The 23,400-nt window shown below is 69.5% G+C and carries 23 protein-coding genes; 14 read left to right on the forward strand and 9 right to left on the reverse strand.

Annotated elements, in window-relative coordinates; translation table 11 throughout:
* Positions 1-85 precede the first annotated feature (85 nt).
* Positions 86-1,354, forward strand: a complete 1,269-nt coding sequence (locus tag CSC68_RS06370; protein ID WP_211365700.1) for an MFS transporter — start codon at positions 86-88, stop codon at positions 1,352-1,354.
* A gap of 33 nt (positions 1,355-1,387) precedes the next feature.
* Here CSC68_RS06370 and CSC68_RS06375 read toward each other — a convergent pair whose 3' ends face one another.
* The 5 genes from CSC68_RS06375 to CSC68_RS06395 all read right to left on the reverse strand — a co-directional run bounded on the left by CSC68_RS06375 (position 1,388) and on the right by CSC68_RS06395 (position 6,571).
* Entirely contained in the window at positions 1,388-1,867 is a 480-nt protein-coding gene (locus tag CSC68_RS06375) for a bacteriohemerythrin (protein WP_162202689.1), read from the reverse strand.
* Between the two features lie 67 nt (positions 1,868-1,934).
* On the reverse strand, positions 1,935-2,396 hold the full coding sequence (locus tag CSC68_RS06380) for a bacteriohemerythrin (RefSeq protein ID WP_162202690.1): 462 nt from the start codon (positions 2,394-2,396) through the stop codon (positions 1,935-1,937).
* Between the two features lie 111 nt (positions 2,397-2,507).
* Positions 2,508-3,797 (reverse strand): GGDEF domain-containing response regulator, encoded by a 1,290-nt coding sequence (locus tag CSC68_RS06385; RefSeq protein ID WP_162202691.1) that lies wholly within the window; start codon positions 3,795-3,797, stop codon positions 2,508-2,510.
* A gap of 89 nt (positions 3,798-3,886) precedes the next feature.
* Positions 3,887-5,122 carry an NAD(P)/FAD-dependent oxidoreductase gene (locus CSC68_RS06390; protein ID WP_246193467.1) on the reverse strand — a complete coding sequence of 412 codons (1,236 nt, stop codon included), beginning with the start codon at positions 5,120-5,122 and terminating at the stop codon, positions 3,887-3,889.
* A 66-nt stretch (positions 5,123-5,188) separates the two neighbouring features.
* A complete protein-coding gene (locus CSC68_RS06395; RefSeq protein ID WP_162202693.1) occupies positions 5,189-6,571 on the reverse strand; it encodes a glutamine synthetase family protein in 1,383 nt (460 codons plus the stop codon).
* Positions 6,572-6,737: 166 nt separating this feature from the next.
* On the opposite strand from CSC68_RS06395, the gene CSC68_RS06400 reads away from it, so the two are divergent.
* From CSC68_RS06400 to CSC68_RS06440, 9 genes are all read left to right on the forward strand, one after another.
* Entirely contained in the window at positions 6,738-7,526 is a 789-nt protein-coding gene (locus CSC68_RS06400; RefSeq protein ID WP_162202694.1) for a gamma-glutamyl-gamma-aminobutyrate hydrolase family protein, read from the forward strand.
* Positions 7,523-8,914 (forward strand): glutamine synthetase family protein, encoded by a 1,392-nt coding sequence (locus tag CSC68_RS06405; protein ID WP_162202695.1) that lies wholly within the window; start codon positions 7,523-7,525, stop codon positions 8,912-8,914. Before CSC68_RS06400 ends, CSC68_RS06405 begins: the two co-directional genes overlap by 4 nt.
* A gap of 52 nt (positions 8,915-8,966) precedes the next feature.
* The gene (locus tag CSC68_RS06410; RefSeq protein WP_162202696.1) at positions 8,967-10,331 is read left to right on the forward strand and encodes an aspartate aminotransferase family protein; all 1,365 of its coding nucleotides are present in this window, start codon (positions 8,967-8,969) and stop codon (positions 10,329-10,331) included.
* Between the two features lie 73 nt (positions 10,332-10,404).
* Positions 10,405-11,523, forward strand: coding sequence for a polyamine ABC transporter substrate-binding protein (locus CSC68_RS06415; RefSeq protein ID WP_162202697.1), 1,119 nt, complete (start codon positions 10,405-10,407; stop codon positions 11,521-11,523).
* Positions 11,524-11,674: 151 nt separating this feature from the next.
* Positions 11,675-12,805 carry a polyamine ABC transporter substrate-binding protein gene (locus CSC68_RS06420; RefSeq protein ID WP_162202698.1) on the forward strand — a complete coding sequence of 377 codons (1,131 nt, stop codon included), beginning with the start codon at positions 11,675-11,677 and terminating at the stop codon, positions 12,803-12,805.
* 68 nt (positions 12,806-12,873) lie between these two features.
* Positions 12,874-14,013 (forward strand): ABC transporter ATP-binding protein, encoded by a 1,140-nt coding sequence (locus CSC68_RS06425; RefSeq protein WP_162202699.1) that lies wholly within the window; start codon positions 12,874-12,876, stop codon positions 14,011-14,013.
* Positions 14,010-14,921, forward strand: a complete 912-nt coding sequence (locus tag CSC68_RS06430; protein WP_425501213.1) for an ABC transporter permease subunit — start codon at positions 14,010-14,012, stop codon at positions 14,919-14,921. The genes CSC68_RS06425 and CSC68_RS06430 overlap by 4 nt, the downstream gene beginning before the upstream one ends.
* Positions 14,918-15,763, forward strand: a complete 846-nt coding sequence (locus CSC68_RS06435) for an ABC transporter permease subunit (RefSeq protein WP_162202700.1) — start codon at positions 14,918-14,920, stop codon at positions 15,761-15,763. Before CSC68_RS06430 ends, CSC68_RS06435 begins: the two co-directional genes overlap by 4 nt.
* A 120-nt stretch (positions 15,764-15,883) precedes the next feature.
* The gene (locus CSC68_RS06440; protein ID WP_162202701.1) at positions 15,884-16,744 is read left to right on the forward strand and encodes a pirin family protein; all 861 of its coding nucleotides are present in this window, start codon (positions 15,884-15,886) and stop codon (positions 16,742-16,744) included.
* 43 nt (positions 16,745-16,787) lie between these two features.
* Here CSC68_RS06440 and CSC68_RS06445 read toward each other — a convergent pair whose 3' ends face one another.
* The 4 genes from CSC68_RS06445 to CSC68_RS06460 all read right to left on the reverse strand — a co-directional run bounded on the left by CSC68_RS06445 (position 16,788) and on the right by CSC68_RS06460 (position 19,458).
* Positions 16,788-17,210 carry a hypothetical protein gene (locus CSC68_RS06445; RefSeq protein WP_162202702.1) on the reverse strand — a complete coding sequence of 141 codons (423 nt, stop codon included), beginning with the start codon at positions 17,208-17,210 and terminating at the stop codon, positions 16,788-16,790.
* Positions 17,211-17,405: 195 nt separating this feature from the next.
* The gene (locus CSC68_RS06450) at positions 17,406-17,876 is read right to left on the reverse strand and encodes a DUF4426 domain-containing protein (protein ID WP_162202703.1); all 471 of its coding nucleotides are present in this window, start codon (positions 17,874-17,876) and stop codon (positions 17,406-17,408) included.
* A gap of 1 nt (position 17,877) precedes the next feature.
* Positions 17,878-18,708 carry a pyrroline-5-carboxylate reductase gene (gene proC, locus CSC68_RS06455; RefSeq protein ID WP_162202704.1) on the reverse strand — a complete coding sequence of 277 codons (831 nt, stop codon included), beginning with the start codon at positions 18,706-18,708 and terminating at the stop codon, positions 17,878-17,880.
* A gap of 51 nt (positions 18,709-18,759) precedes the next feature.
* Complete coding sequence (locus CSC68_RS06460; protein WP_425501215.1) at positions 18,760-19,458, reverse strand: YggS family pyridoxal phosphate-dependent enzyme; 699 nt, start codon at positions 19,456-19,458, stop codon at positions 18,760-18,762.
* Positions 19,459-19,572: 114 nt separating this feature from the next.
* Here CSC68_RS06460 and CSC68_RS06465 point away from each other — a divergent pair, with 114 nt between their 5' ends.
* The 4 genes from CSC68_RS06465 (at position 19,573) to CSC68_RS06480 (ending at position 23,399) form a co-directional block, all read left to right on the forward strand.
* Complete coding sequence (locus tag CSC68_RS06465) at positions 19,573-20,610, forward strand: type IV pilus twitching motility protein PilT (protein ID WP_162202706.1); 1,038 nt, start codon at positions 19,573-19,575, stop codon at positions 20,608-20,610.
* A 142-nt stretch (positions 20,611-20,752) separates the two neighbouring features.
* Positions 20,753-21,883 carry a PilT/PilU family type 4a pilus ATPase gene (locus tag CSC68_RS06470; RefSeq protein WP_162202707.1) on the forward strand — a complete coding sequence of 377 codons (1,131 nt, stop codon included), beginning with the start codon at positions 20,753-20,755 and terminating at the stop codon, positions 21,881-21,883.
* A gap of 204 nt (positions 21,884-22,087) precedes the next feature.
* Entirely contained in the window at positions 22,088-22,567 is a 480-nt protein-coding gene (locus CSC68_RS06475) for a DUF4234 domain-containing protein (RefSeq protein ID WP_162202708.1), read from the forward strand.
* A 157-nt stretch (positions 22,568-22,724) separates the two neighbouring features.
* Positions 22,725-23,399 (forward strand): YitT family protein, encoded by a 675-nt coding sequence (locus CSC68_RS06480; protein WP_162202743.1) that lies wholly within the window; start codon positions 22,725-22,727, stop codon positions 23,397-23,399.
* Position 23,400 lies beyond the last annotated feature (1 nt).

Below are 23,400 nucleotides of genomic sequence, written 5' to 3' on the forward strand. Positions count from 1 at the left end.
GACATGGTCCGGTTGCCTGTGCAACGACCGCGGCAGCGGACGGCGGCTGGGCCATAATCGGCCGCCTCCCGTGTCCGCCTGCCGAATGCCGGTGAGGGCCCCTGCCTCGCCACGCCGCATCCTGTTCGCAAGCCTCATCGGTACGACGATCGAGTTCTTCGATTTCTACATCTACGCCACCGCTGCGGTGCTGGTGTTCCCGAAGCTGTTCTTCCCGGCGTCGGAGCCGACCGCGGCCACCCTGCAGTCGCTGGCGACCTTCGCCCTGGCCTTCCTGGCCCGGCCACTGGGGTCGGCGGTGTTCGGGCACTACGGGGACCGCATCGGGCGCAAGGCGACCCTGGTGGCGGCGCTGCTGACCATGGGCATCTCCACCGTGCTGATCGGCCTGCTGCCGACCTATGGGCAGGTCGGCGTGCTGGCGCCTGCGCTGCTGGCGCTGTGCCGCTTTGGCCAGGGCCTGGGCCTGGGCGGCGAATGGGGCGGGGCGGTGCGGCTGGCCACCGAGAACGCGCCCCCGGGCAAGCGCGCCTGGTACGGCATGTTCCCGCAGCTGGGCGCGCCGCTGGGCTTCCTGTGCTCGACCGGCGTGTTCCTGGTGCTGGCCCACTTCCTCGACGAGGGCCAGTTCATGGCCTGGGGCTGGCGCGTGCCGTTCCTGGCCAGCGCCGCCCTGGTCCTGGTCGGGTTGTGGGTGCGGCTGCGCATCACCGAGACGCCGGCGTTCCAGAAGACCCTGGAGCGCGAGGAACGCGAGCGCCTGCCGATGGCCACGGTGCTGCTGCGCCATCCGGGCACCCTGGTGGTCGGCACCCTGGCGCTGATGGCGACCTTCGTCCTGTTCTACCTGATGACCGTGTTCGCGCTGAGCTGGGGCACGGCCGGCCTGGGCTACGACCGCGAGCAGTTCCTGCTGCTGCAGATGGTCGGCGTGCTGTGCTTCGCCGCGACCATCCCGCTGTCGGCGGTGTACGCCGACCGCTTCGGCCGCCGCCGGGCGATGATCGTGGCCACGGCCGGGATCATCCTGTTCGGCCTGCTGTTCAAGCCGCTGTTCGAGGCCGGCAGTGCCTGGCAGGTGCTGCTGTTCCTGTGCGTCGGCCTGGGCCTGATGGGGCTGACCTACGGTCCCTGCGGCACGATCCTGGCCGAGATGTTCCCCACGCCCGTGCGCTATACCGGCGCCTCGCTGGCCTTCAACCTGGCGGGCATCCTCGGCGCCTCGCCGGCACCCTACATCGCCACGAAGCTGGCCGGCGAGCATGGCATCGGCGCGGTCGGTGCCTACATGGCAGGCATGGCCATGCTGACCCTGCTGGCGCTTCTGCTGGTGCCTCGCCGGCCGGTGGAATGAGCCGGCCGGCCGCGGTGCGGCCAGCGGCGGAGCTCAGTGGGCGTGGGAATGCCCGGGGAACAGGCGGTGCAGGGTGCGCGACAGCCAGCCGCCCTGCTGGTGCTCGCGGGTGAAGCGGTCCAGGTGCCGCCGCACCTGCTCCGAATAGGCCTTGTCGTCGTTGCGGATGTGGTTGAACAGCCAGCGCGAGAGCATGCTCTTGAGTTCGTCGACCACGTCCTCCCCGGCCTGGTAGCGCATCCGGTACTCGGAGACGCGCTTGGTGAACACCTCGTGCACCCGCTTGTGGGCGGCGCAGAACGGGTAGCCGGCCTCCTCCATCAGCTCCTCCTCGAAGGCGAAGTGGGAGAGGGTGTAGTCCACCAGTTCGTCCAGCACCTCGCTCACGGCCAGCGCGGAGGCACCGGTCTGCGCCTGGTGCAGCTGGTTGATCATCGCCACGATGCGGCGATGTTGTTCGTCGATCACCTCGATGCCGGTATCGAGGTCGTCCTGCCAGATCATCAGCGACATTGGGTCACGTACGCGGTGGAGTTGCGCGCAGGCTAGGGGGCGCCGCGGGCGGCGGCCTTGATCGGGATCAAACGCGCGGGCCGAACAGGCGGGCGAGCGTGGAGGCCATCCAGCCGGCGCCCTCCTGGCGACGGGCGAAGCGCTCCAGGTGCCGGCGTACCTGTTCCGTGTATGCCCGGTCGTCATTGCGGATGTGGTTGAACAGCCACGTCGAGAGCAGGTCGCGCAGCTCGTCGACCACGTCCTCGCCGGCGCGGTGGCGCTCCTGGTAGCGGAGGACCCGGCGGGCGAACATGTCGTGGATCCGCCGGTGCGCGTCGGTGAGCGGGTAGCCGGCCACCGCCATCAGCTCCTCCTCGAAGGCGAAGTGCGACTGGGTGTAGTCGAGCAGGTCGGCGATCACTTCGCCCGCCGCCTCCGGCGCGCCTTCGGCCGGCTGGTTGATCATCGCCACGATGCGCCGGTGCTGCTGGTCGATCACGTCGATGCCGGTATCCAGGTCGTCCTGCCAGGTGATGGTCCGGGACATGCATCCCCCTTCGAGGCCACGGGAACGGACCGGCGGAGGCTAGGGGAGGGCCGACGGCGCCGGCCTTGATCCTGGTCAACCCGCGGTGGGCAGGCGACGGACGGTCGCGGCTCAGGCCGCGTCGACGATGCGGTTGCGGCCGCCGGCCTTGGCCAGGTAGAGGCGGCGGTCGGCTTCGGCCAGCAGGCTGTGCAGGGTATCGCCCACCCGCGCGTTGCAGGCGCCGATGCTCACCGACAGGCGCAGCTCGCCCTGCTCGACCGGTACCCGCAGGTCCTCCACCCGCAGGCGCAGACGCTCCAGGTGGCCATTGAGCGCGGTCCCTTCCAGGCCCGGCAGCAGCATGCAGAACTCCTCGCCGCCGAAGCGGGCGATGTGGTCCTGCGGGCGGGCGTGGGTGGCGATCGCGTGGGCAACCGCACGCAGGGCGCGGTCGCCGGTCTCGTGGCCCCAGGTGTCGTTGACGTGCTTGAAGTGGTCCAGGTCGAGCATGACCATCGCCAGCGGCTGGCGCACGTCGCGCATACGCGGCACCAGGCGTTCGGCCTGGTCGAGGAAGTGGCGGCGGTTGGGCAGGCCGGTGAGGAAGTCGCGGGTGGCCAGGGCCTGCAGGCTGCCGATCAGCTCCAGCTGGTCCACGTTCTGCGAGACCCGGCAGAAGAACTCCTCGCGCGAGTACGGCTTGCGCAGGAAGTCGTTGGCGCCGTTCTTGAGGAAGCGCGCGACCAGGCCGGGGTCGTCGCGGCCGGAAACGCCGATTACCGCCATGCGGTCGCGCGCGCGCAGGGCGCGCAGGCGGCGGGTCAGCTCGATGCCCTGCATGCCGGGCATCTCCTGGTCGACGATGGCCAGGCGGATGGTCGGATCGGCTTCCACCGCGGCCAGTGCGCGGTCGCCGTCCGGCGCCTGCACCACGCGGTAGCCGAACATCTCCAGCAGCAGGCCGGCGTGGGCGCGCGCGCTGGGGGAGTCGTCCACCACCAGGGCCGAGATCCGGCGGTTGCGCTCCAGGCGCTGCACCAGCCAGACGATGTAGTCCAGGCTGCCGGGCGTGTTCTTGAGCACGAAGTCGATGATCTGCCGGCGCAGCAGGCGCTCGCGCAGCTCCTCGTCGTAGACGCCGCTGACCACCACGGTCGGCAGCTCGCGGCCGAGGAAGCAGTCCACCACGTTCTCGTGGGCGCCGTCGGCCAGCACCAGGCCGGTCAGGACCAGGAACCAGTCGTCATGGGCGGCCAGCGCCGCGCGCGCCTCGGCCAGGGTCGAGGCCACGGTGACCGGCAACTCCAGCGGCTGCTCGATCGCCTGCGCAACCGCCTGCACGAACGCGCGCGAGTTCTCCACCAGCAGCACGCGCTGCGGCAGCGGAGGCGAGTGCAGGTTGGGTGCTGTCGCTGGCATGCCCCGTCATGTGGACAGTTCGTCCCTGTCCATAGCGGCACGTCACGCATCGACTTTAGATACGGTCACGCTTTTTCCGGCATGGGGTCTCACCACAGGGCGTCGCGCAGCCGGTACCAGGCCATCGCGGCCACCAGCAGCGGCATGCGCAGCAGCCGGCCGCCGGGGAAGGGGGCATGGGGGATCTTCGCGAATGCGTCCAGCCGCCGCGACTGCCCGGCGATGGCCTCGGCGACCAGCCGCCCGGCCAGGCCGGTGGTGGCCACGCCGTGCCCGGAGAAGCCCTGGGCGAAGTACACGTTGTTCCCCAGCCGGCCCCAGTGCGGGGCGCGGTTGAGCGAGATGTCGATGTAGCCGCCCCAGAGGTAGTCGATCGGCACCCCAGCCAGCTGCGGGAACACGGTGCGGATGCGCCGCTGCATCACCCAGCCCAGGTTCGGCGGCGGATAGCTGGAGTAGCTGGCACGGCCGCCGAACAGCAGGCGGTGGTCGCGGCTGAGGCGGAAGTAGTCCAGCGCCCAGGTCACGTCGGCGACCGCCATGTCGTTGCGGATCAGGGCGCGCGCGCCTTCCTCGCCCAGCGGCGCGGTGGCGGCGATGTAGGTGCCCACCGGCATCATCCGCGACTCGACCTCCGGGGCGATTCCGCGCAGCCAGGCATTGCCGCACAGCACGGCGAAGTCGCCGCTGGCCTGGCCGCGGGCCGTGCGCAGCACCGGCTTCGGGCCCCGGACCAGTTCCACCACCGGCGACTGCTCGTAGATGCGCACCCCGGCGGCCAGCGCGGCGCGGGCCAGGCCCAGGCAGTACTCCAGCGGGTGGAGGTGGCCCGAGGCGCGGTCGTAGACCGCTCCGAGGTAACGATCGCTGGCCAGTTCCTGGCGCAGGCGGGCGCGGTCCCACCATTCCAGCGGGTAGTCGTAACGCTCGGCCATCTCCACCAGGCCGGCGCGCAGCTCGCGCTCCTGGCGCGGCCGGATCGGCACGTGGGCGTGGCCGTCGCGCCAGTCGCACTGGATGCCGTGGCGGGCGATGCGTCCGCGCAGGCGCTCCATGGCCTCGCGCGACATGTCGAACAGCAGCCGCGCCTCGTCCGGGCCCAGCAGCTTCTCCAGGGTGGCCTGCTCGCAGCCGTAGCCGACGATGGCCTGGCCGCCGTTGCGGCCCGAGGCGCCCCAGCCGATCCGCTGGGCCTCGACCACCACGACCCTGTAGCCGGCCTCGGCCAGCTCCAGCGCCGCGGTCAGGCCGGTGTACCCGGCACCGAGGATGCACACGTCCGCCTCGACCGCCCCCTCCAGCACCGGCTGCTGCGGCAGGGGCATGGCGCTGGCGGCGTACCAGCTGGGCGGATAGTCCGCGCTCACCGGCGACTCCGGGCGCGGAGGGCGTCACACGCTGCGCAGGTACCAGGCATAGTCGACGTCGCTGACCAGGGTGTTGAAGTCCAGCATCTCGCGGCGCTTCTGCTGGCCGTACACGTGGCGGAAGGATTCGCCGTACCACCGGGCGGCAAAGCCGCTGGCCAGGAAGTCGTCGATCGCCTGGCGCCAGTGCGGCTGCCGCAGCTCGAACTGTTCGTAGGCATTGCCGGCCACCGGCGGGCCTGGATCCTGGCGGCTTTCAAGTCCGTGCAGGATGCCCGCCAGCACCGCGGCGGCGACCAGGTAGGGATTGGCGTCGGCGCCGGCGATGCGGTGCTCGATGCGGGTATTGGCCGGGTCACTGTGCGGAATGCGCAGGGCCACCGTGCGGTTGTTGAAGCCCCAGCTGTCGTTGAGCGGGACGAAGGCGTTGGCGACGAAGCGGCGGTAACTGTTGGCGTGCGGCGCGAACAGCAGCAGGTTGTCGGGCGCGCTGGCCTGCAGCCCGGCCACGGCGTGGCGCAGGGCATCGGCCGGCGCATCGGGGCTGCAGGCGAACACGTTGCGGCCGTCGCGGTCGAGCAGGCTCACGTGCAGGGGCATGCCGCTGCCAGCCTGGCCGGCCAGCGGCTTGGCCATGAAGCTGGCCAGCGCGCCGTGCTGCTGGGCGATGGCCTTGATCACGCGCTTGAGCAGGACCGCGTCGTCGCAGGCGGCCAGTGCGTCGGCGCGGTGGCCGAGGTTGATCTCGAACTGGCCCGGCGCGTACTCGGCCACGGCGGTATCGGCGGGGATGCCCTGGGCGCGGCAGGCGCGGGCCACGGCGTGGATGAAGTCGGCGTTCTCGTCCAGGTCGTCGATCGAATAGACCTGGGTGCTGTCGTTGCGGCGGCCGGTGCTCCGGTTGACCGTCGGTTGCGGGCGGCCTTCGGCATCGGGCAGGCGGTCGAACAGGTAGAACTCCAGCTCCACCGCCAGCACCGGGGTCAGCCCGGCGGCGGCGAAGCGGTCCAGCACCCGCTGCAGGACCCGCCGCGGGTGCGCCTCGAACCAGCCGTCATCGCCATCCTCCATCTGCAGCAGCAGCTGCAGGGCAGGGCGCGCCGACCACGGAACGGGCCTGAGGCTGCCGGGGATCGGCCGGCAGATCCGGTCCTCGTCGCCGATGTCGTAGCCCAGCCCGGTCTCCTCCACGGTGTTGCCGAGGATGTCGGCGGCCACCAGCGACATCGGCAGGCACACGCCGTTGGCGTACACCTTGCCGAGCGCCGAGGCGGGCACCCGCTTGCCGCGCAGCACGCCGTTGGCGTCGGGCAGCAGCAGGTCCACGTGGGCGTCGGCCGCACCCTCCAGGGCCTGCAGCGTGGCCAGGTCGCCGGCGGGTATCGCGGAGGTGGACGGAGCGGTCATGGCGGGGCCTCGGCGGGACGGGACGAGGGTAACAGCGGCGAGGTCGTCAAGAATACTCAACGCCGGCGACGGGCTGGCGCCGCGGTGGTGCGGCTGCGTCCTGCCGCGTGTTGTAAAAATAAAACGCCCGGGGTAAGTTGCCGGAACGCCATCGGACGCTGCTCGCATGGCCCTCACGCCGCTGGTCGGACTGCCCACCGACCGCAAACTGATCGGACCGCACCCGTTCCTCGCCACCGGCGAGAAGTACGTGCGCGCGGTGGTCGACGGCGCCGGCGCCATTCCGGTCCTGATGCCCTCGCTGCAGCCGGCACTGGATCCCGACACCTGGCTGTCGCGGCTGGACGGCCTGCTGCTCACCGGCGCGGTCAGCAACATCGAGCCGCACCACTACAGCGACGAATCCAGCTGGGAGGGCAACCTCCACGATCCGGCCCGCGACGCCAACACCCTGGCCCTGGCCCCGCGCGCGATCGCCATGGGCCTGCCGGTGCTGGCGATCTGCCGCGGCCTGCAGGAGGTCAACGTGGCCATGGGCGGGCGGCTGCACCAGAAGGTGCACGAGGTGCCCGGCATGATGGACCACCGCGAGAACCTCGAGGATCCGCTGGAAATCCAGTACGCCCCCTCGCACGACATCGACCTGGCGCCCGGCGGGCTGCTGGCCTCGCTGGCCGGGGCCGCACGCGTGCGGGTGAACTCGCTGCACGGGCAGGGCATCGCCCGGCTGGGCGACGGGCTGGTGGTCGAGGCCACCGCGCCGGACGGCCTGGTCGAGGCGTTCCGCGGCACCGGTCCCGGCTTCCTGCTGGGCGTGCAGTGGCATCCCGAATGGCAGGTTGCCTCCAATCCCTTCTACCTGGCGATCTTCCGCGCGTTCGGCGATGCATGCCGGGCCTGGGCCGAACGCCGCGCCGCCACGCCGGCCCCCGAACGCATCCGGACAACCGCATGAGTACACGCAGACGAACCCGCAAACCCGAGGCCAGTACCGAGGAGCAGCAGGAAAGCTCGCTGCGCCGCTGGCTCAAGGAACGGCGCATCACCGAGGTGGAGTGCCTGGTGCCGGACATCACCGGCAACGCGCGGGGCAAGATCATTCCCGCCGACAAGTTCAGCCACGACTACGGCACCCGCCTGCCGGAAGGCATCTTCGCCACCACCGTCACCGGCGACTATCCGGACGACTACTACGAGCTGACCTCGCCCTCGGATTCGGACATGCTGCTGCGGCCGGACCCGGACACGGTGCGGATGGTGCCCTGGGCCACCGACCCGACCGCCCAGATCATCCACGACTGCTACACCAAGGACGGCCATCCGCACGAGCTGGCGCCGCGCAACGTGCTGCGCAAGGTGCTGGCCGAATACGAGAAGGAAGGCCTGCGGCCGGTGGTCGCGCCGGAGCTGGAGTTCTTCCTGGTGCAGAAGAACACCGACCCGGACTTCCCGCTGCTGCCCCCGGCCGGTCGCTCCGGTCGCCCGGAGACGGCGCGGCAGTCGTACTCGATCGACGCGGTCAACGAGTTCGACCCGATCCTGGACCTGATGTACGACTACTGCGACGCGATGGAGCTGGACGTGGACACCTTGATCCACGAGTCCGGCGCGGCGCAGCTGGAGGTCAACTTCACCCACGCCGGCGCCCTGTCGCTGGCCGACCAGGTCTTCCTGTTCAAGCGCACCATGCGCGAGGCGGCGATGCGCCACGGCGTGTACGCCCCCTTCCTGGCCAAGCCCATGGAGACCGAGCCGGGCAGTGCCATGCACATCCACCAGAGCCTGGTGGACCGCAAGGGCCGCAACGTGTTCACCGGCAGGAAGCCCGGCGAGTTCAGCAAGACCTTCGGCCACTACCTGGCGGGCCTGCAGAAGTACGTGCCGATGGCGATGGCGTTCTTCGCCCCGAACGTGAACTCCTACCGCCGGCTGATGTTCGGCGAGGTTTCGCCCAGCAACGTGCGCTGGGGCTTCGACAACCGTACCTGCGGCCTGCGCGTGCCGATGGACACGCCGGAGAACCAGCGCGTCGAGAGCCGCTTTGCCGGCTCCGACGCCAATCCCTACCTGGCTATGGCCGCGACCCTGGCCTGCGGCCTGCTGGGCATCCGCGAGCAGCTCACCCCGACCGCCCCGACCGAGGTCAGCGCCAAGGAACTGGGCTACGACCTGCCGCGCTCGCTGGGCGAGGCGCTGGACGAGCTGGAGACCTGCACCCCGCTGGCGACCCTGCTGGGGCCGCGCTTCGTGCGTGCCTACGTGTCGGTCAAGCGCAAGGAATACGAGACCTTCTTCCGCGTGATCAGCTCCTGGGAGCGCGAGTTCCTGCTGCTGAACGTCTGACCCGCCGCGCGCCGCCGGGCGCGTGGCACGACAACCCGAGGAATCCCGCCGCATGGCCGCGATCGACCTGCCCGAACTTCAGCGCCTGGACGCCGCCCACCACCTGCATCCGTTCAACGACAACGCCGCCCTGGCGAAGCGGGGTACCCGGGTGCTGGTACGCGGCGAGGGCTGCTACGTCTGGGACGCGGAGGGCAACAGGCTGCTGGACGCCTTCGCCGGCCTGTGGTGCGTGAACATCGGCTACGGCCGAAGGGAGCTGGGCCAGGCCGCGGCCAGGCAGATGGAGCAGCTGGCCTACTACAACAGCTTCTTCCAGTGCACGACCGAGCCGACCATCCGCCTGGCCGCGCAGCTGGCCGAGCTCGCTCCGGGCGACCTCAACCACGCCTTCTTCGTCAACTCCGGTTCCGAGGCCAACGACACCATCCTGCGCCTGGTGCGGCACTTCTGGGCGGTGCAGGACAAGCCGCGGAAGAACATCTTCATCGGCCGCCACAACGGCTACCACGGCACCACCGTGGCCGGCGCCAGCCTGGGCGGGATGAAGGGCATGCACGAGCAGGGCGGGCTGCCGATCCCGGACATCCACCACATCGATCCACCGTTCTGGTTCGCCGACGGCGGCGACCTGTCGGAGGAGGAGTACGGCATCGTCGCCGCCCGCCGCCTGGAGCAGAAGATCCTGGAGCTGGGGCCGGAGCGGGTGGCGGCCTTCATCGGCGAGCCGGTCATGGGCGCCATCGGCGTGTACATCCCGCCGATGAGCTACTGGAAGGAGATCGAGCGGATCTGCCGCCAGTACGACGTGCTGCTGGTGGCCGACGAGGTGATCTGCGGCTTCGGCCGCACCGGGCAGTGGTTCGGCAGCCAGCACTTCGGCATCCAGCCGGACGTGATGACCATCGCCAAGGGCATCACCTCCGGCTACATCCCCCTGGGCGCGGCGCTGTTCAACGACCGCGTGGCCGGGGTGCTGAAGGACGCCGGTGGCGAGCTGGCCCACGGCGCGACCTATTCGGGCCACCCGGTGTGCGCGGCGGTGGCCCTGGAGAACCTGCGGATCATGTGCGAGGAGCGGATCGTCGAGCGCGCCCGCGAGGAGGTCGCCCCCTACCTGGCCCAGCGCTGGGCCGAGCTGGGCGGGCACCGGCTGGTGGGCGAGGCCCGCATCGTCGGGATGATGGGCGCCCTGGAGCTGGTCCCGGACAAGCGCCGGCGGGCGTTCTTCCCGGAGCGCGGCAAGGTCGGCGGCCTGTGCCGCGACACCGCCCTGCGCCACGGCCTGATCCTGCGCGCCACCTACGACTCGATGCTGCTGTCGCCGCCGCTGGTCCTGACCCGGGAACAGGTCGACGAACTGTTCGACAAGGCCTGGAAGGCCCTGGACGAGACCGCCCGGGCCATCGGCCACTGAAAAAGGGATGGGCAAAGCCCCGCGCCAGCGCTAACCTGAACCGCCTGAATCCCCTTCCTCCGAGGAACCTACGATGAAGCTCCGCCTGCTCACCCTGGGCATTGCCGCCAGCCTGCTCGCCGCCTGTGGTGGCAAGGACGATGCCGCGCAGGGGCCGGGTGGCGAGGAGAAGGTCCTCAACGTCTACAACTACTCCGACTACATCGCCGAGGACACCATCCCCGGCTTCCAGGAGCAGACCGGCATCCGCGTCACCTACGACGTCTACGACAGCGACGAGGTCCTGGAGACCAAGCTGCTGGCCGGTTCCAGCGGCTACGACGTGGTGGTCCCGACCCTGAACTTCTTCGGCCGCCAGATCCAGGCCGGCGTGTTCCTCAAGCTCGACAAGAGCAAGATCCCGAACCTGGCCAACCTCGACCCGAAGGTGATGGAGCGCATCGCCTCGCAGGATCCGGGCAACGAGTACGGCGTGCCGTACATGATGGGCACCACCGGCATCGGCTACAACGTCGACAAGATCACCGAAGCGTTCGGCTCCACCGAGATCGCCGACAGCTGGGACATCGTGTTCAAGCCGGAGAACATCTCGAAGCTGAAGGACTGCGGCGTGACCCTGCTGGACACCCCGGCGGACATGCTCCCCATCGCGCTGCACTACCTGGGCGAGGATCCGCACAGCTCCGACCCGGAGAAGTTGCAGAAGGCCGCCGACCTGATCAAGTCGATCCGCCCGTACGTGCAGAATTTCCATTCCAGCCAGTACGTCAGCTCGCTGGCCAACGGCAGCACCTGCCTGGCGGTGGGCTGGTCGGGTGACATCATCCAGGCCCGCGACCGCGCCGAGGAAGCCGAGAACGGCGTCAACGTCGCCTACTCGATCCCGAAGGAAGGCGCCCCGCAGTGGTTCGACATGCTGGCCATCCCGGCCGATGCGAAGCACCCGGAGAACGCGTACGCGTTCATCAACTACCTGCTCGAGCCGCAGGTGGCCGCCAACAACACCAATTACATCCACTACGCCAACCCGGTGAGCGCCGCCACGCCGCTGGTGGACGAGGAGATCCGCAACGATCCCACGATCTACCCGCCGGAGGACGTGGCCGCGAAGATGTTCACCTACGCGATCAACTCGCCGGAAACGGACAAGCTGTACACGCGGCTCTGGACGGAGATCAAGACCGGCCGCTGAGCCGGTCGCCAGGCGCCGCCCCGGGGCGGCGCCGGTTTTCGCATCCGTCGGAGAGCCGCGGCCTTGGCGGGACCGCAGCCGGAGCGATCCGGCTGTCGTCCGGCCATGGTGCCGGGGATCACCACAGGCCCTGCGGGGCAAAGGGGATGCGATGGGTACGTGCAAGGCGGGTTTGCTTGGCTGTCTGGTGGTGCTCGGGCTTGCCGCATGCGGCCGGTCCGGGGAATCCGGCGAGGAGGCGACGAAGCCCTCCGGTGCCGGGGTAGTGCATGTGTACAACTGGTCCGACTACATCGCCGACGACACCGTCCCCGGATTCGAGCGGGAGACGGGGATCAAGGTCACCTACGGCATGTTCGACAGCAACGAGCTGCTGGAGGCCAAGCTGCTGGCCGGCGGCTCGGGCTTCGACGTGGTCGTGCCCTCCCTGCAGTTCCTCGGCCGCCAGATCCAGGCCGGCGTTTTCCAGCCGCTGGACAAGTCGCGGCTGACGAACTACGGCGGGCTGGACCCGGCGCTGATGGAGCGCATCGCCATCCAGGACCCGGGCAACCAGTACGCCGTGCCTTACCTGTGGGGCACCACGGGGCTGGGCTACAACGTCGACAAGGTGGTCGAGGCCTTCGGCACCGCCGAGGTAGCCGATAGCTGGGACCTGCTGTTCAAGCCGGAGAACGTGTCGAAGCTGGCGCACTGCGGCGTGATGCTGCTGGATACGCCCACCGAGGTCATCCCGGCCGCGCTCAACTACCTGGGCGAGGACCCGAACAGCACCGACCCGGAGGTGATCCGCAAGGGCGCCGCGCTGGTCGCGTCGATCCGGCCCTACATCCGCACCTTCCACTCCAGCCAGTACATCGACGCCCTGGCCAACGGCAGCGCCTGCCTGGTGCTGGGCTGGTCCGGCGACATCCTGCAGGCCCGCGACCGCGCCGTGGAATCCGGCAACGGTATCAAGGTCGCCTACTCGATCCCGAAGGAAGGCGCGCCGCTGTTCTTCGACATGCTCGCCATCCCGAAGGACGCGAAGAACATCGACCAGGCCTACGCCTTCATCGACTACCTGCTGCGCCCGGACGTGGCGGCGGCCAACACCAACTACGTCAGCTTCCCCAACCCGGTGCCGGCCTCGCTGGAGCAGGTGGACGACGGGATCCGCAATGACCCGACCATCTACCCGCCGCCGGAAGTGGTCGGGAAGCTGTTCATGCTGGCGGTGATCCCGCCAGAGGTGGACCGCCTGTACACCCGGATCTGGACCGAACTGAAGAGCGGCCGTTAGGCTGCGCCCTGATTGCAGGTGCGGGTCGCCGCCGGCGGCCCGCCCCCCACCTGCCCAATGGAGTAGACATGGCGTCAAGCCCCGAACGCGCTAACCCGACCCTCGCCGCCGCCGGCGAGCAGGGCGGCTACCTGCGCATCGAGAACGTGCGCAAGGAATTCGACGGCTTCGTCGCCGTGGACGATGTCAGCCTGGACATCCGCAAGGGCGAGATCTTCGCCCTGCTGGGCGGCTCCGGCAGCGGCAAGTCCACCCTGCTGCGCTGCCTGGCCGGTTTCGAGCGGCCGACCCGCGGCCGGATCGTGCTGGACGGGGAGGTCATGAACGAGCAGCCCCCGTACGAGCGGCCGATCAACATGATGTTCCAGTCCTACGCCCTGTTCCCGCACATGACCGTCGAGCAGAACATCGCCTTCGGCCTCAAGCAGGACGGCCTGTCCCGCGATGCCATCCGCAAGCGGGTAGGGGAGATGCTGGAGCTGGTGCAGCTGGGCAAGCTGGCCAGGCGCAAGCCGCACCAGCTGTCCGGCGGCCAGCAGCAGCGCGTGGCCCTGGCCCGCTCCCTGGCCAAGGGGCCGAAGCTGCTGCTGCTGGACGAGCCGATGGGTGCGCTGGACAAGAAGCTGCGCTCGCGCATGCAGCTGGAGCTGGTCAACATCATCGAGTCCTCCGGGGTGACCTGCGTGATGGTCACCCACGACCAGGAGGAGGCGATGACCATGGCCAGCCGCATCGCGCTGATGGACCAGGGCTGGATCCAGCAGGTCGGCAAGCCGGACGAGATCTACGAGCAGCCGGCCAACCGCTTCGCCGCCGAGTTCATCGGTTCGGTCAACCTGGTCGACGCGGTGATCGACGACGACCAGCCCGAGTACGTCACCCTGCGCACGCCGGCGTTCGAAGCGCCGATCTACATCGGCCACGGCATCACCGGTTTCGAGGGCCAGCCGGTGTCCTTCGCCCTGCGCCCGGAGAAGCTGGGCATCGGCAAGTCCGAGCCGGACCAGCCGTACAACAAGGCCTGCGGCACCATCGAGGACATCGCCTATTTCGGCAGCCACTCGGTGTTCCACGTGCGCCTGCCCAGCGGCTCCAAGCTGCTGGTCAACTTCGCCAACCAGCAGCGCTGGGCCAGCGACGAGCTGACCTGGAACGACGAGGTCTGGGTCTGGTGGCGCGACAGCGACGGCGTGGTGCTGCTGTCATGAACATGCGCGCGCTGGCCCGTTACCTGCCTTCGGGGCGCTGGGCGGTGATCGCCATCCCGTTCCTGTGGCTGTTGTTCTTCTTCGCGATCCCGTTCCTGATCGTGCTGAAGATCTCCTTCTCGCGGCTGGCCATCGCCATGCCGCCGTACACGCCGATCGTCGAGGTGGTCGACAAGGCCCTGCACCTGCGCCTGAACCTGGGCAACTACGCTGCCCTGTTCATGGACGCACAGTACGGCCTGGCTTACCTGAGCTCGATCAGGATCGCGGTGGTCTCCACCGTGCTGTGCCTGCTGATCGGCTATCCGATGGCGTACTTCATCGCGCGGATGAAGCCGGCCACCCGCAACATCGCGCTGATGGCGGTGGTGCTGCCGTCGTGGACCTCGTTCCTGATCCGGGTCTACGCCTGGATCGGCATCCTCGACGCCAACGGCATCCTCAACCGGTTCCTGCTGTGGACCGGGCTCATCGACGCCCCGCTGCGGATCCTCTACACCCCGACGGCGGCCTACATCGGCATCGTTTACTGCTACCTGCCGTTCATGATCCTGCCGCTGTACGCCAACCTGGTGAAGCTGGACCACCGCCTGCTGGAGGCCGCCTACGACCTCGGCGCGCGGCCGTGGAAGGCGTTCCTGCGGATCACCCTGCCGCTGTCGCGCTCGGGCATCGTCGCCGGCTGCATGCTGGTGATGATCCCGACGGTGGGCGAGTTCGTGATCCCGGAGATGCTGGGCGGCCCGGACACCCTGATGATCGGGCGCGTGCTGTGGGGCGAGTTCTTCAACAACCGCGACTGGCCGGCCGCCTCGGCGGTGGCGATCGTGATGCTGCTCCTGCTGCTGGTGCCGATCCTGGTCTTCAACCGCGCCCAGCAGCGCACCCTGGAGGGCCGGCTGGCATGAACGACACCGTGGGCATGCGCATGCTGCGCTGGGCGGTGCTGGTGCTCGGCTTCGCCTTCCTGTACCTGCCGATCGTGCTGCTGGTGGTGTACTCCTTCAACTCCTCGCGCCTGGCCATGGTCTGGGCCGGGTTCTCGGTGAAGTGGTACGGCGAGCTGATGCGCGACCGGCAGATGCTGGACGCGGCCTGGGTCAGCCTGCGCATCGCGTTCTGGACCGCCACCGCGGCCACCGTGATCGGCACCCTTGGCGCGATGGTGATGACCCGCTTCCGCCGCTTCCCCGGCAAGACGCTGTTCGGCGCCCTGGTCACCGCGCCGCTGGTGATGCCGGAGGTGATCATCGGCCTGTCGATCCTGCTGATGCTGGTCTCGGTGGGCGGGGCGCTGGGCCTGCCGTCCAAGGGCATGGTCGCGATCTGGATCGCGCACGTGACCCTGACCGTGTCCTTCGTGACGGTGGTGGTGTCCTCGCGCCTGCAGGAGCTGGACCGCTCGCTGGAGGAGGCGGCCATGGACCTGGGCGCCAACCGGCTGAAGGTGTTCTTCCTGATCACCCTGCCGATCATCGCCCCGGCCCTGGTCTCCGGCTGGCTGCTGGCCTTCACCCTGTCGCTGGACGACGTGGTGATCGCCAGCTTCGTCTCGGGCCCGGAGTCGACCACCCTGCCGATCAAGATCTTCTCCTCGGTGAGGCTGGGCGTGAGCCCGAAGATCAATGCCCTGGCGACCCTGCTGATGATGGCCGTCTCGCTGGCGGCGGTGATCGGCTGGTGGCTGATGTACCGCGAGGACAAGCGGCGCCAGCGCGACATGCAGCTGGCCCTGCAGGACAATTCCTGAAACGCTGACGGGAGATTTCAGGTTGTTGTTCTGCCATTGCAACGGTTCTTCGCCGCCAGCCCGGTTTCCGGCGGCGGCGTCCGGCCCCATGCTCCCGTCCAGTCCAACTGGGAGAACGCCATGAGCATCCATCCGCAGGTCGAACCGGTCCGCGTGCTGCGCAAGGTCCGCGGCCTGCCCACCTCCGACGGCGCCGGCGTGCGCCTGACCCGCGTCATCGGCGGCCCGGAGCTGCCGGACCTGGACCCGTTCCTGCTGCTGGACGAGTTCGGCACCGACCGCGCCGAGGACTACATCGCCGGCTTCCCGGACCATCCGCACCGCGGCTTCGAGACCGTCACCTACATGCTCGACGGGCGCATGCGCCACCGTGACAACCACGGCAACGAAGGGCTGCTGACCTCCGGCGGCGTGCAGTGGATGACCGCCGGCCGCGGCCTGGTGCACTCGGAGATGCCGGAGCAGGAGTCCGGGCGCATGCGCGGCTTCCAGCTGTGGGTGAACCTGCCGGCGCGCGAGAAGATGACCGATCCGCGCTACCAGGAATTCGGCGCCGATCGCATCCCGGTCGCCCGTCCCGCCGCCGGCGTGGCGGAGAAGGTGATCGCCGGGCGCGTCGGCGGGGTGGAGGGCCCGATCCGGCAGCCGGCCACCGAGCCGCTTTACCTGGACATCGCCCTGGCCGCCGGCGCCGCCTGGGAATACACGCTGCCGGATGGCCACAACGCCTTCGCCTACGTCTTCGAAGGGCAGGCCACGGTGGGCGAGGGCGAGGACGCGCGCGCCCTGGACGCCAGCGAGATGGGCGTGCTGGGCGGCGGGGCACGGCTCTCCCTGCGGGCCGGCGATGCACCCGCGCGCCTGATCCTGGTGGCCGGACGCCCGCTGCGCGAACCGGTGGCCCGCTATGGTCCGTTCGTGATGAACCCCCGCCAGGAGCTCATGCAGGCCTTCGTCGACTTCCAGGAAGGCCGGTTCTAGGCGCAGTGGGCGGCGTCCGGCGCGTGCGCCGGCGCCGCCCGGTTCAGTACAGCGGCAGCTTGCGGGCCAGGTCCATCGCCCGCCGCAGCTGGTCCGGATCGTTGGCGTCCAGCCAGATCTGGGCATAGCGGTTCTTGCCCAGCTCGATCACGGTGATCCGCTTCTCGGCCGCGCCGGGCTGGGCGATCTCCGGGCGATACCAGTGCACCTCGTGGTTGCCGACCCTGCCTTCCTCGACGCGGTTGCGGCGGCGCGGATTCAGCTTGGGCTCGGTGCTGAACATCACCCCGAGCAGCTGGGTGCCTTCCGCATCGATCGCGCGGCAGACCTTGAAGTCCGAGCCACCGCTTTCCTCCCACGCCAGCTCCGTGTTCTGCGGCAGGGGCGGGCAGGCCTCGGCGGCCATTGCGCTGGAAGTGACGGCGATGCCCAGCACCAGGCCGAGCGTGTTGATCTTCTTTTTCATCGAAGCGTCGTCCCCAAGGTGGCCGCGTACGCGGCCCGTGGCTTGACCGGCTTGCCGGCCCACGACGGCGGGGCCATGCGGCGCTGCGAGGCGCCGGCAACCGGTGCGTTTCCCCTGTCGCCGCAGAACTCCCCACGGCGACGCTCCCGGGGGAGACCTTAACGCGCACCGGCAGCCGGATGCAAACCGCCCGGGTTAGAAGTTTCTTTGGAAATCAAAGCTGTAGCGTCGTCCATCGGCATCGACCTGGACATCCACCCGGATCACGTCGCGCTCGCCCACGTCGACCAGGCCCACATGGTCGACGTAGTCGCCGCTGCGGATCTGCCGCATCGCCACCTCCTGGCGGCGTCCGGACAGGTCGCGTGCCTGGGCGCGGACCTCGCCCGTGGCGGGACTCTCGTCGCCGCCGTCCCCGTTGCGCAGGGCAACCAGCAGCAGGGCCTTGCCGGCCGAGCGCTCGATGCCATAGCCGCGCGCCACCGCCGGGTCGAGGGACAGGGTGGGCAGCAGGGTGTAGCGGGCGCGCAGCGACCCCTGCAGTTCCGCCACCGCGGGGGCGGGTGGCACGAACTGCGCCGCCTGCGGCGCCTGGCCGCCGGAGCAGGCGCCCAGCAGCGGCAGCAGGACGGCGCAGGCCAGGGGCCGGATATGCCTGGGATCCATCTCAGCCTCCCGCCAGCTCGGTGCCGCGCACCCGCGCGGCGTGGATGGCGCGCGCGACCAGGTCCTCGAAGCCGTCGGCCTGGAAACGCTCGATCGCGGCCTGGGTGGTGCCGCCGGGCGAGGTCACCCGCCGGCGCAGTTCGTCCGCCGGCTCGCCGGTTTCGGACAGCATGCGCGCCGCGCCCAGCAGGGTCTGCACGACCAGGGTGCGTGCCTGTTCCGGTCCGAGGCCCTCGGCGCGCGCCGCCGCCTGCATCGCCTCGGCCAGCAGGAACACATAGGCCGGGCCGCTGCCGGAGACAGCAGTGACCGCATCCATCAGCGGTTCCTCGTCGATCCACACGGTGGCGCCGGCGGCGGCGAGCACCGCCTCGGCCTGCGCGCGCTGGCCCGCTTCCACGCCAGGTCCGGCATACAGGCCGGTCACGCCGGCGCCAAGCAGCGCAGGGGTGTTGGGCATGCAGCGCACCACGGCGGTTCCGTCGCCAAGCCATTCACGCAGCCGGTCCACGGGGATGCCGGCGGCGATCGAGACCACCAGCGGCCGGCTCCGTGCGGCGAACGGGGCCAGGGGCTCGCATACCCCGCGCATGACCTGTGGCTTGACTGCCAGCAGCCACAGCCCGGCTCCCTCGACCGCCGAAGCGGCATCGGGGAATGCCTGCACGCCGAAGTCCGCCGCCAGCGCCTCGCGCAGCGCCTGCACGGGCTCGGCCACGCGGATCCGCGCCGGATCGGCGCCGCGTGCGACCAGGCCGCCTATCAGGCTGCGTGCCATGTTGCCGCCGCCGAGGAAGGCGATGACGGGAAGGGGCCCGGGGTTGCTGGACATCGACGCCTCCTGCGCAGGGAAAACAGCAGTCTAGCGCCAGGCGCGGCCCGCTCAGGGGCGTGGGCGCGGCCCGAACAGCGCGGTGCCGATGCGCACCAGGGTGGCGCCCTCGGGGATGGCCACGGCGAAGTCGTCGCTCATGCCCATCGACAGCGTGTCGACCTGCGGATGGCGCGCGGCGAGTGCGTCGAACAGGCGCTTCATCGCCCGGAACGCCGGGCGCCGCTGTTCCGGGTCCGGATGCGGGACCGGGATCGCCATCAGTCCGCGCAGCGCCAGCCGCGGCTGCGCCGCCACCGCGGCGGCCAGGGCTTCGACCTCGTCCGGGCGGCAGCCGGCCTTGCCTTCCTCGCCCTCGACATTGACCTGCAGCAGCACGTTGAGCGGTGCCGCCGCCGGGTCCCGCCTGGCTGCCAGTGCCGTGACCACGCTGGCGCGGTCGATGCTGTGCACCCAGTCGAACACGCGCGCGGCGACCGCGGCCTTGTTCGACTGCAGATGGCCGATCAGGTGCCATTCCAGGGCGGCGTCGACCGACGGATCCAGGGCCTGGCGCTTTGCCGCCGCTTCCTGCACGTAGTTTTCGCCGAAGGCGCGCTGGCCGGCCGCGGCCAGCGCGGCCACCGCCTCGGCAGGCTGTACCTTCGATACCGCCAGCAGGCGCGGGCACGGCCGGCCTGCCGCCCCGGCGGCGGCCCTGATGCGCGCGAGGACTTCCTGGAGGCGGTCGGCGGGGCTTGGATCGGTCACGGTCGGGGCCGGGATTGGCAGGTGGGAAACGGACGCTATACTGCCGGCAGGGGACATCGCACGCCAGCCCGCGCAGCGCGGGCCGGCCGGGGAATTCTGGGGAAAAACTCACGCATGGATATCGCCGAACTGCTGGCCTTTTCGGTCAAGAACAAGGCTTCGGACCTGCACCTGTCCGCGGGCCTGCCGCCGATGATCCGCGTGGATGGCGACGTCCGCCGGATCAACATTCCCGCGCTGGACCACAAGCAGGTCCACTCGCTGGTGTACGACATCATGTCGGACAAGCAGCGCCGGGACTACGAGGAGTTCCTCGAGGTCGACTTCTCGTTCGAGATTCCCTCGCTGGCGCGCTTCCGCGTCAACGCGTTCAACCAGAACCGTGGCGCCGGCGCGGTGTTCCGCACCATTCCCTCCGAGGTGCTGACCCTGGAGGACCTGGGCTGCCCGCCGATCTTCCGCCAGCTCATCGACCAGCCGCAGGGCCTGATCCTGGTCACCGGCCCGACCGGCTCGGGCAAGTCGACCACGCTCGCGGGCATGATCGACCACATCAACAAGAACGAGTACGGGCACATCCTCACCGTCGAGGACCCGATCGAGTTCGTGCACACCTCGCAGAAGTGCCTGATCAACCAGCGCGAGGTGCACCGCGACACCCATGGCTTCAACGAAGCCCTGCGCTCGGCGCTGCGCGAGGACCCGGACTACATCCTGGTCGGCGAAATGCGCGACCTGGAGACCATCCGCCTGGCGCTGACCGCCGCGGAAACCGGCCACCTGGTGTTCGGCACCCTGCATACCAGCTCGGCGGCCAAGACCATCGATCGAATCATCGACGTGTTCCCCGCCGGCGAAAAGCCTATGGTGCGCTCGATGCTGTCCGAATCGCTGCGCGCGGTGATCTCGCAGGCGCTGCTGAAGAAGGTCGGTGGCGGGCGTACCGCGGCCTGGGAAATCATGGTCGGCACCCCGGCCATCCGAAACCTGATCCGCGAGGACAAGGTCGCGCAGATGTACTCGGCCATCCAGACCGGCCAGCAGTACGGAATGATGACCCTCGACCAGCACCTGCAGGACCTGGTCAAGCGCGGCCTCGTCACCCGTCCCCAGGCGCGCGAGTACGCAAAGGACAAGCGACTCTTCGAGTGATCGGAAAGGCGCGTGATTGGTGATTTGTAATTCGTGATTCGACAAGGCCGGAGGTCGTGACGCGGGATCGGTGAGTTGGGCGCATTCGCGCTTTCGAATCACCAATCACGAATCACGAATCCCGGCTCCGCAGGAGCCATCGATGAGCACCATGGATTTCACCTCGTTCCTCAAGCTGATGGCGCACCAGAAGGCGTCGGACTTGTTCATCACCGCGGGCATGCCGCCGGCGATGAAGGTGCACGGCAAGATCACGCCGATCACGCAGACGCCGCTGACCCCGCAGCAGAGCCGCGACATGGTCCTCAACGTGATGACCCCGGCGCAGCGCGAGGAGTTCGAGAAGACCCACGAGTGCAACTTCGCCATCGGCGTCGCCGGCGTCGGCCGCTTCCGCGTCAGCTGCTTCTACCAGCGCAACCAGGTGGGCATGGTGCTGCGCCGGATCGAGACCAAGATCCCGACGGTCGAGGAGCTGAACCTGCCGCCGATCATCAAGACGCTGGCGATGACCAAGCGCGGCATCATCATCTTCGTCGGCGCCACCGGCACCGGCAAGTCGACCTCGCTGGCGGCGATGATCGGCTACCGCAACCAGAACTCGACCGGCCACATCATCACCATCGAGGACCCGATCGAGTTCGTGCACAAGCACGAGGGCTGCATCGTCACCCAGCGCGAGGTCGGCATCGACACCGACAGCTGGGAGGCCGCGCTGAAGAACACCCTGCGCCAGGCGCCGGACGTGATCATGATCGGCGAGGTGCGTACCCGCGAGGGCATGGACCACGCCATCGCCTTCGCCGAGACCGGCCACCTGGTGCTGTGCACCCTGCATGCGAACAACGCCAACCAGGCGATGGACCGCATCATCAACTTCTTCCCCGAGGACCGCCGCAGCCAGCTGCTGATGGACCTGTCGCTGAACCTCAAGGGCGTGGTCGCGCAGCAGCTGGTGCCGACCCCGGACGGCAAGGGCCGCCGCGTGGCGATGGAGATCCTGCTGGGCACCCCGCTGGTGCAGGACTACATCCGCGACGGCGAGATCCACAAGCTCAAGGAGGTCATGAAGGAATCGACCAACCTGGGCATGAAGACCTTCGACCAGAGCCTGTTCGAGCTGTACCAGGCCGGCGAGATCTCCTACGAGGATGCCCTGCGCTACGCCGACTCGCAGAACGAGGTGCGCCTGCGCATCAAGCTCTCCCAGGGCGGCGACGCGCGCACCCTGTCCCAGGGCCTGGACGGCGTCGAGATCGCCGAGGTGCGCTGACGCACCAGCACGGGCGGCGGAGTGCCGCCCTCCGGCATGGGCCCCGCGCGGGGCAGGAAAGGATTTCCACGAACCGGCAGGAGCCAGGTCATGCACGAGCAGGACACGCGTAATCCGTACCAGCCGCCCCTGGCTGTCCAGCCGCCGGGGGGGGCTCCCGGGGTCGGCGCCTTGCGCGCGCCCCGCGGGATCCCGGTAGACGCCGTGGAGTTGTTCGGTCCTTCGTGGGTGAAACTGGCGGTGATGTCGCTGGTCACCCTCGGTCTCTATGACCTGTACTGGTTCTACCGCAACTGGAAGGCCATCGCCGAGTCGCAGCGGCGGACCGACATCTGGCCGTTCTGGCGCGCCTTCTTCTCGCCTGTCTGGTCCTACGCCTGCTTTCGCGACCTGGGGGCGCTCGCCGGCAACCGCCGCCGCGCCCTGGCCTACCCGCCGGCGCTGCTGGCGGCGGCCTACATCGCGCTGAACCTCTGCGCCCGGCTGGAGAACGAGGCCATGCTGCTGGCCCTGCTGGTCTTCGTGCCGATCCTGCCGGTCAATTCGCTGGTCCGCTCGTACAACGAGGACACCTTCGGCCATCCCGGCGACGCCGACGAGTGGTCGGTCTGGAACTGGCTGGCCGTGGTGTTCCTGGGACCGGTGCTGCTGTTGCTGGTGGCAGCGGCCATCGTCGTCCTCTGACGTTGCGGGACGGGCGGGGAGGCCCGCCGCGGGCGTGCCGGTCCGGCGCAGGTTTCAGATGAAACCTGCGCCGGCCTGGTGTCTAATACGCGCCCCCACGCCGGCACCCTTCCCAGTGACCCTCCCAGATTCCGACCTCCGGCCCGGCCAGGACGTGCTGCCCGACGATGGCGCGGTAGTCACCGCCGGGCCGCTGACCCCGCCGCCGGATTCGGCGGGCACCGGGGCCGACACCAGGGCGTTCCAGCACACGGTGGCCGAGGACGTGCAGGGCATGGTCCTGGCCGCCCTGGTGGCGTCGCTGGGGCTGGCTGTGTTCGCCCAGGGCGGGATCATGATCGGCGGCATGGCCGGGGTGTCGTTCCTGCTGCACTACGCCCTGGGCTGGAACTTCGGCATCGTGTTCGTGCTGGTGAACCTCCCGTTCTACTGGATCGCCGTGCGCCGGATGGGCTGGGAGTTCACGATCAAGACCTTCCTGGCCGTGGGCGCCACCGGCCTGCTCACCGACCTGCTGCCGCGCTGGGTCGGCTGGGCGTACATGTCCCCGGCCTTTGCCGCCATCGTCGGCGGCGTGCTCAGCGGGCTGGGCATCCTGTTCTTCATCCGCCACCGCGCCAGCCTTGGCGGCGTGGGCATCCTGGCCGTGTACCTGCAGCGCAGCCGCGGCATCAGCGCCGGCAAGGTGCAGCTGGTGTTCGACGCTTTGCTGATGGCCATCGCGCTGACGGTCCTGTCGCCGGCCAAGGTGATGTACTCCACGCTCGGCGCGGTGGTCCTGAGCCTGCTGTTGATGTTCAACCACCGGCCCAACCGCTACATGGGCGTCTGAG

The organism is Pseudoxanthomonas suwonensis (assembly GCF_010093235.1).
In the GTDB taxonomy this organism is placed as follows: Bacteria; Pseudomonadota; Gammaproteobacteria; order Xanthomonadales; family Xanthomonadaceae; genus Pseudoxanthomonas; species Pseudoxanthomonas suwonensis.

Excerpts from the sequence above, each read along its gene's own strand:
- CSC68_RS06415 (WP_162202697.1), top strand. The coding sequence starts at position 10,405 with ATGAAGCTCCGCCTGCTCACCCTGGGCATTGCCGCCAGCCTGCTCGCC.
- CSC68_RS06445 (WP_162202702.1), bottom strand. The coding sequence starts at position 17,210 with ATGAAAAAGAAGATCAACACGCTCGGCCTGGTGCTGGGCATCGCCGTC.
- CSC68_RS06385 (WP_162202691.1), bottom strand. The coding sequence starts at position 3,797 with ATGCCAGCGACAGCACCCAACCTGCACTCGCCTCCGCTGCCGCAGCGC.
- CSC68_RS06450 (WP_162202703.1), bottom strand. The coding sequence starts at position 17,876 with ATGGATCCCAGGCATATCCGGCCCCTGGCCTGCGCCGTCCTGCTGCCG.
- CSC68_RS06435 (WP_162202700.1), top strand. The coding sequence starts at position 14,918 with ATGAACGACACCGTGGGCATGCGCATGCTGCGCTGGGCGGTGCTGGTG.
- CSC68_RS06395 (WP_162202693.1), bottom strand. The coding sequence starts at position 6,571 with ATGACCGCTCCGTCCACCTCCGCGATACCCGCCGGCGACCTGGCCACG.
- CSC68_RS06425 (WP_162202699.1), top strand. The coding sequence starts at position 12,874 with ATGGCGTCAAGCCCCGAACGCGCTAACCCGACCCTCGCCGCCGCCGGC.
- CSC68_RS06410 (WP_162202696.1), top strand. The coding sequence starts at position 8,967 with ATGGCCGCGATCGACCTGCCCGAACTTCAGCGCCTGGACGCCGCCCAC.
- CSC68_RS06430 (WP_425501213.1), top strand. The coding sequence starts at position 14,010 with ATGAACATGCGCGCGCTGGCCCGTTACCTGCCTTCGGGGCGCTGGGCG.
- CSC68_RS06470 (WP_162202707.1), top strand. The coding sequence starts at position 20,753 with ATGAGCACCATGGATTTCACCTCGTTCCTCAAGCTGATGGCGCACCAG.
- CSC68_RS06405 (WP_162202695.1), top strand. The coding sequence starts at position 7,523 with ATGAGTACACGCAGACGAACCCGCAAACCCGAGGCCAGTACCGAGGAG.
- CSC68_RS06375 (WP_162202689.1), bottom strand. The coding sequence starts at position 1,867 with ATGTCGCTGATGATCTGGCAGGACGACCTCGATACCGGCATCGAGGTG.
- CSC68_RS06465 (WP_162202706.1), top strand. The coding sequence starts at position 19,573 with ATGGATATCGCCGAACTGCTGGCCTTTTCGGTCAAGAACAAGGCTTCG.
- CSC68_RS06380 (WP_162202690.1), bottom strand. The coding sequence starts at position 2,396 with ATGTCCCGGACCATCACCTGGCAGGACGACCTGGATACCGGCATCGAC.
- CSC68_RS06420 (WP_162202698.1), top strand. The coding sequence starts at position 11,675 with ATGGGTACGTGCAAGGCGGGTTTGCTTGGCTGTCTGGTGGTGCTCGGG.
- CSC68_RS06390 (WP_246193467.1), bottom strand. The coding sequence starts at position 5,122 with ATGCCCCTGCCGCAGCAGCCGGTGCTGGAGGGGGCGGTCGAGGCGGAC.
- CSC68_RS06400 (WP_162202694.1), top strand. The coding sequence starts at position 6,738 with ATGGCCCTCACGCCGCTGGTCGGACTGCCCACCGACCGCAAACTGATC.
- CSC68_RS06370 (WP_211365700.1), top strand. The coding sequence starts at position 86 with ATGCCGGTGAGGGCCCCTGCCTCGCCACGCCGCATCCTGTTCGCAAGC.
- proC (WP_162202704.1), bottom strand. The coding sequence starts at position 18,708 with ATGTCCAGCAACCCCGGGCCCCTTCCCGTCATCGCCTTCCTCGGCGGC.
- CSC68_RS06440 (WP_162202701.1), top strand. The coding sequence starts at position 15,884 with ATGAGCATCCATCCGCAGGTCGAACCGGTCCGCGTGCTGCGCAAGGTC.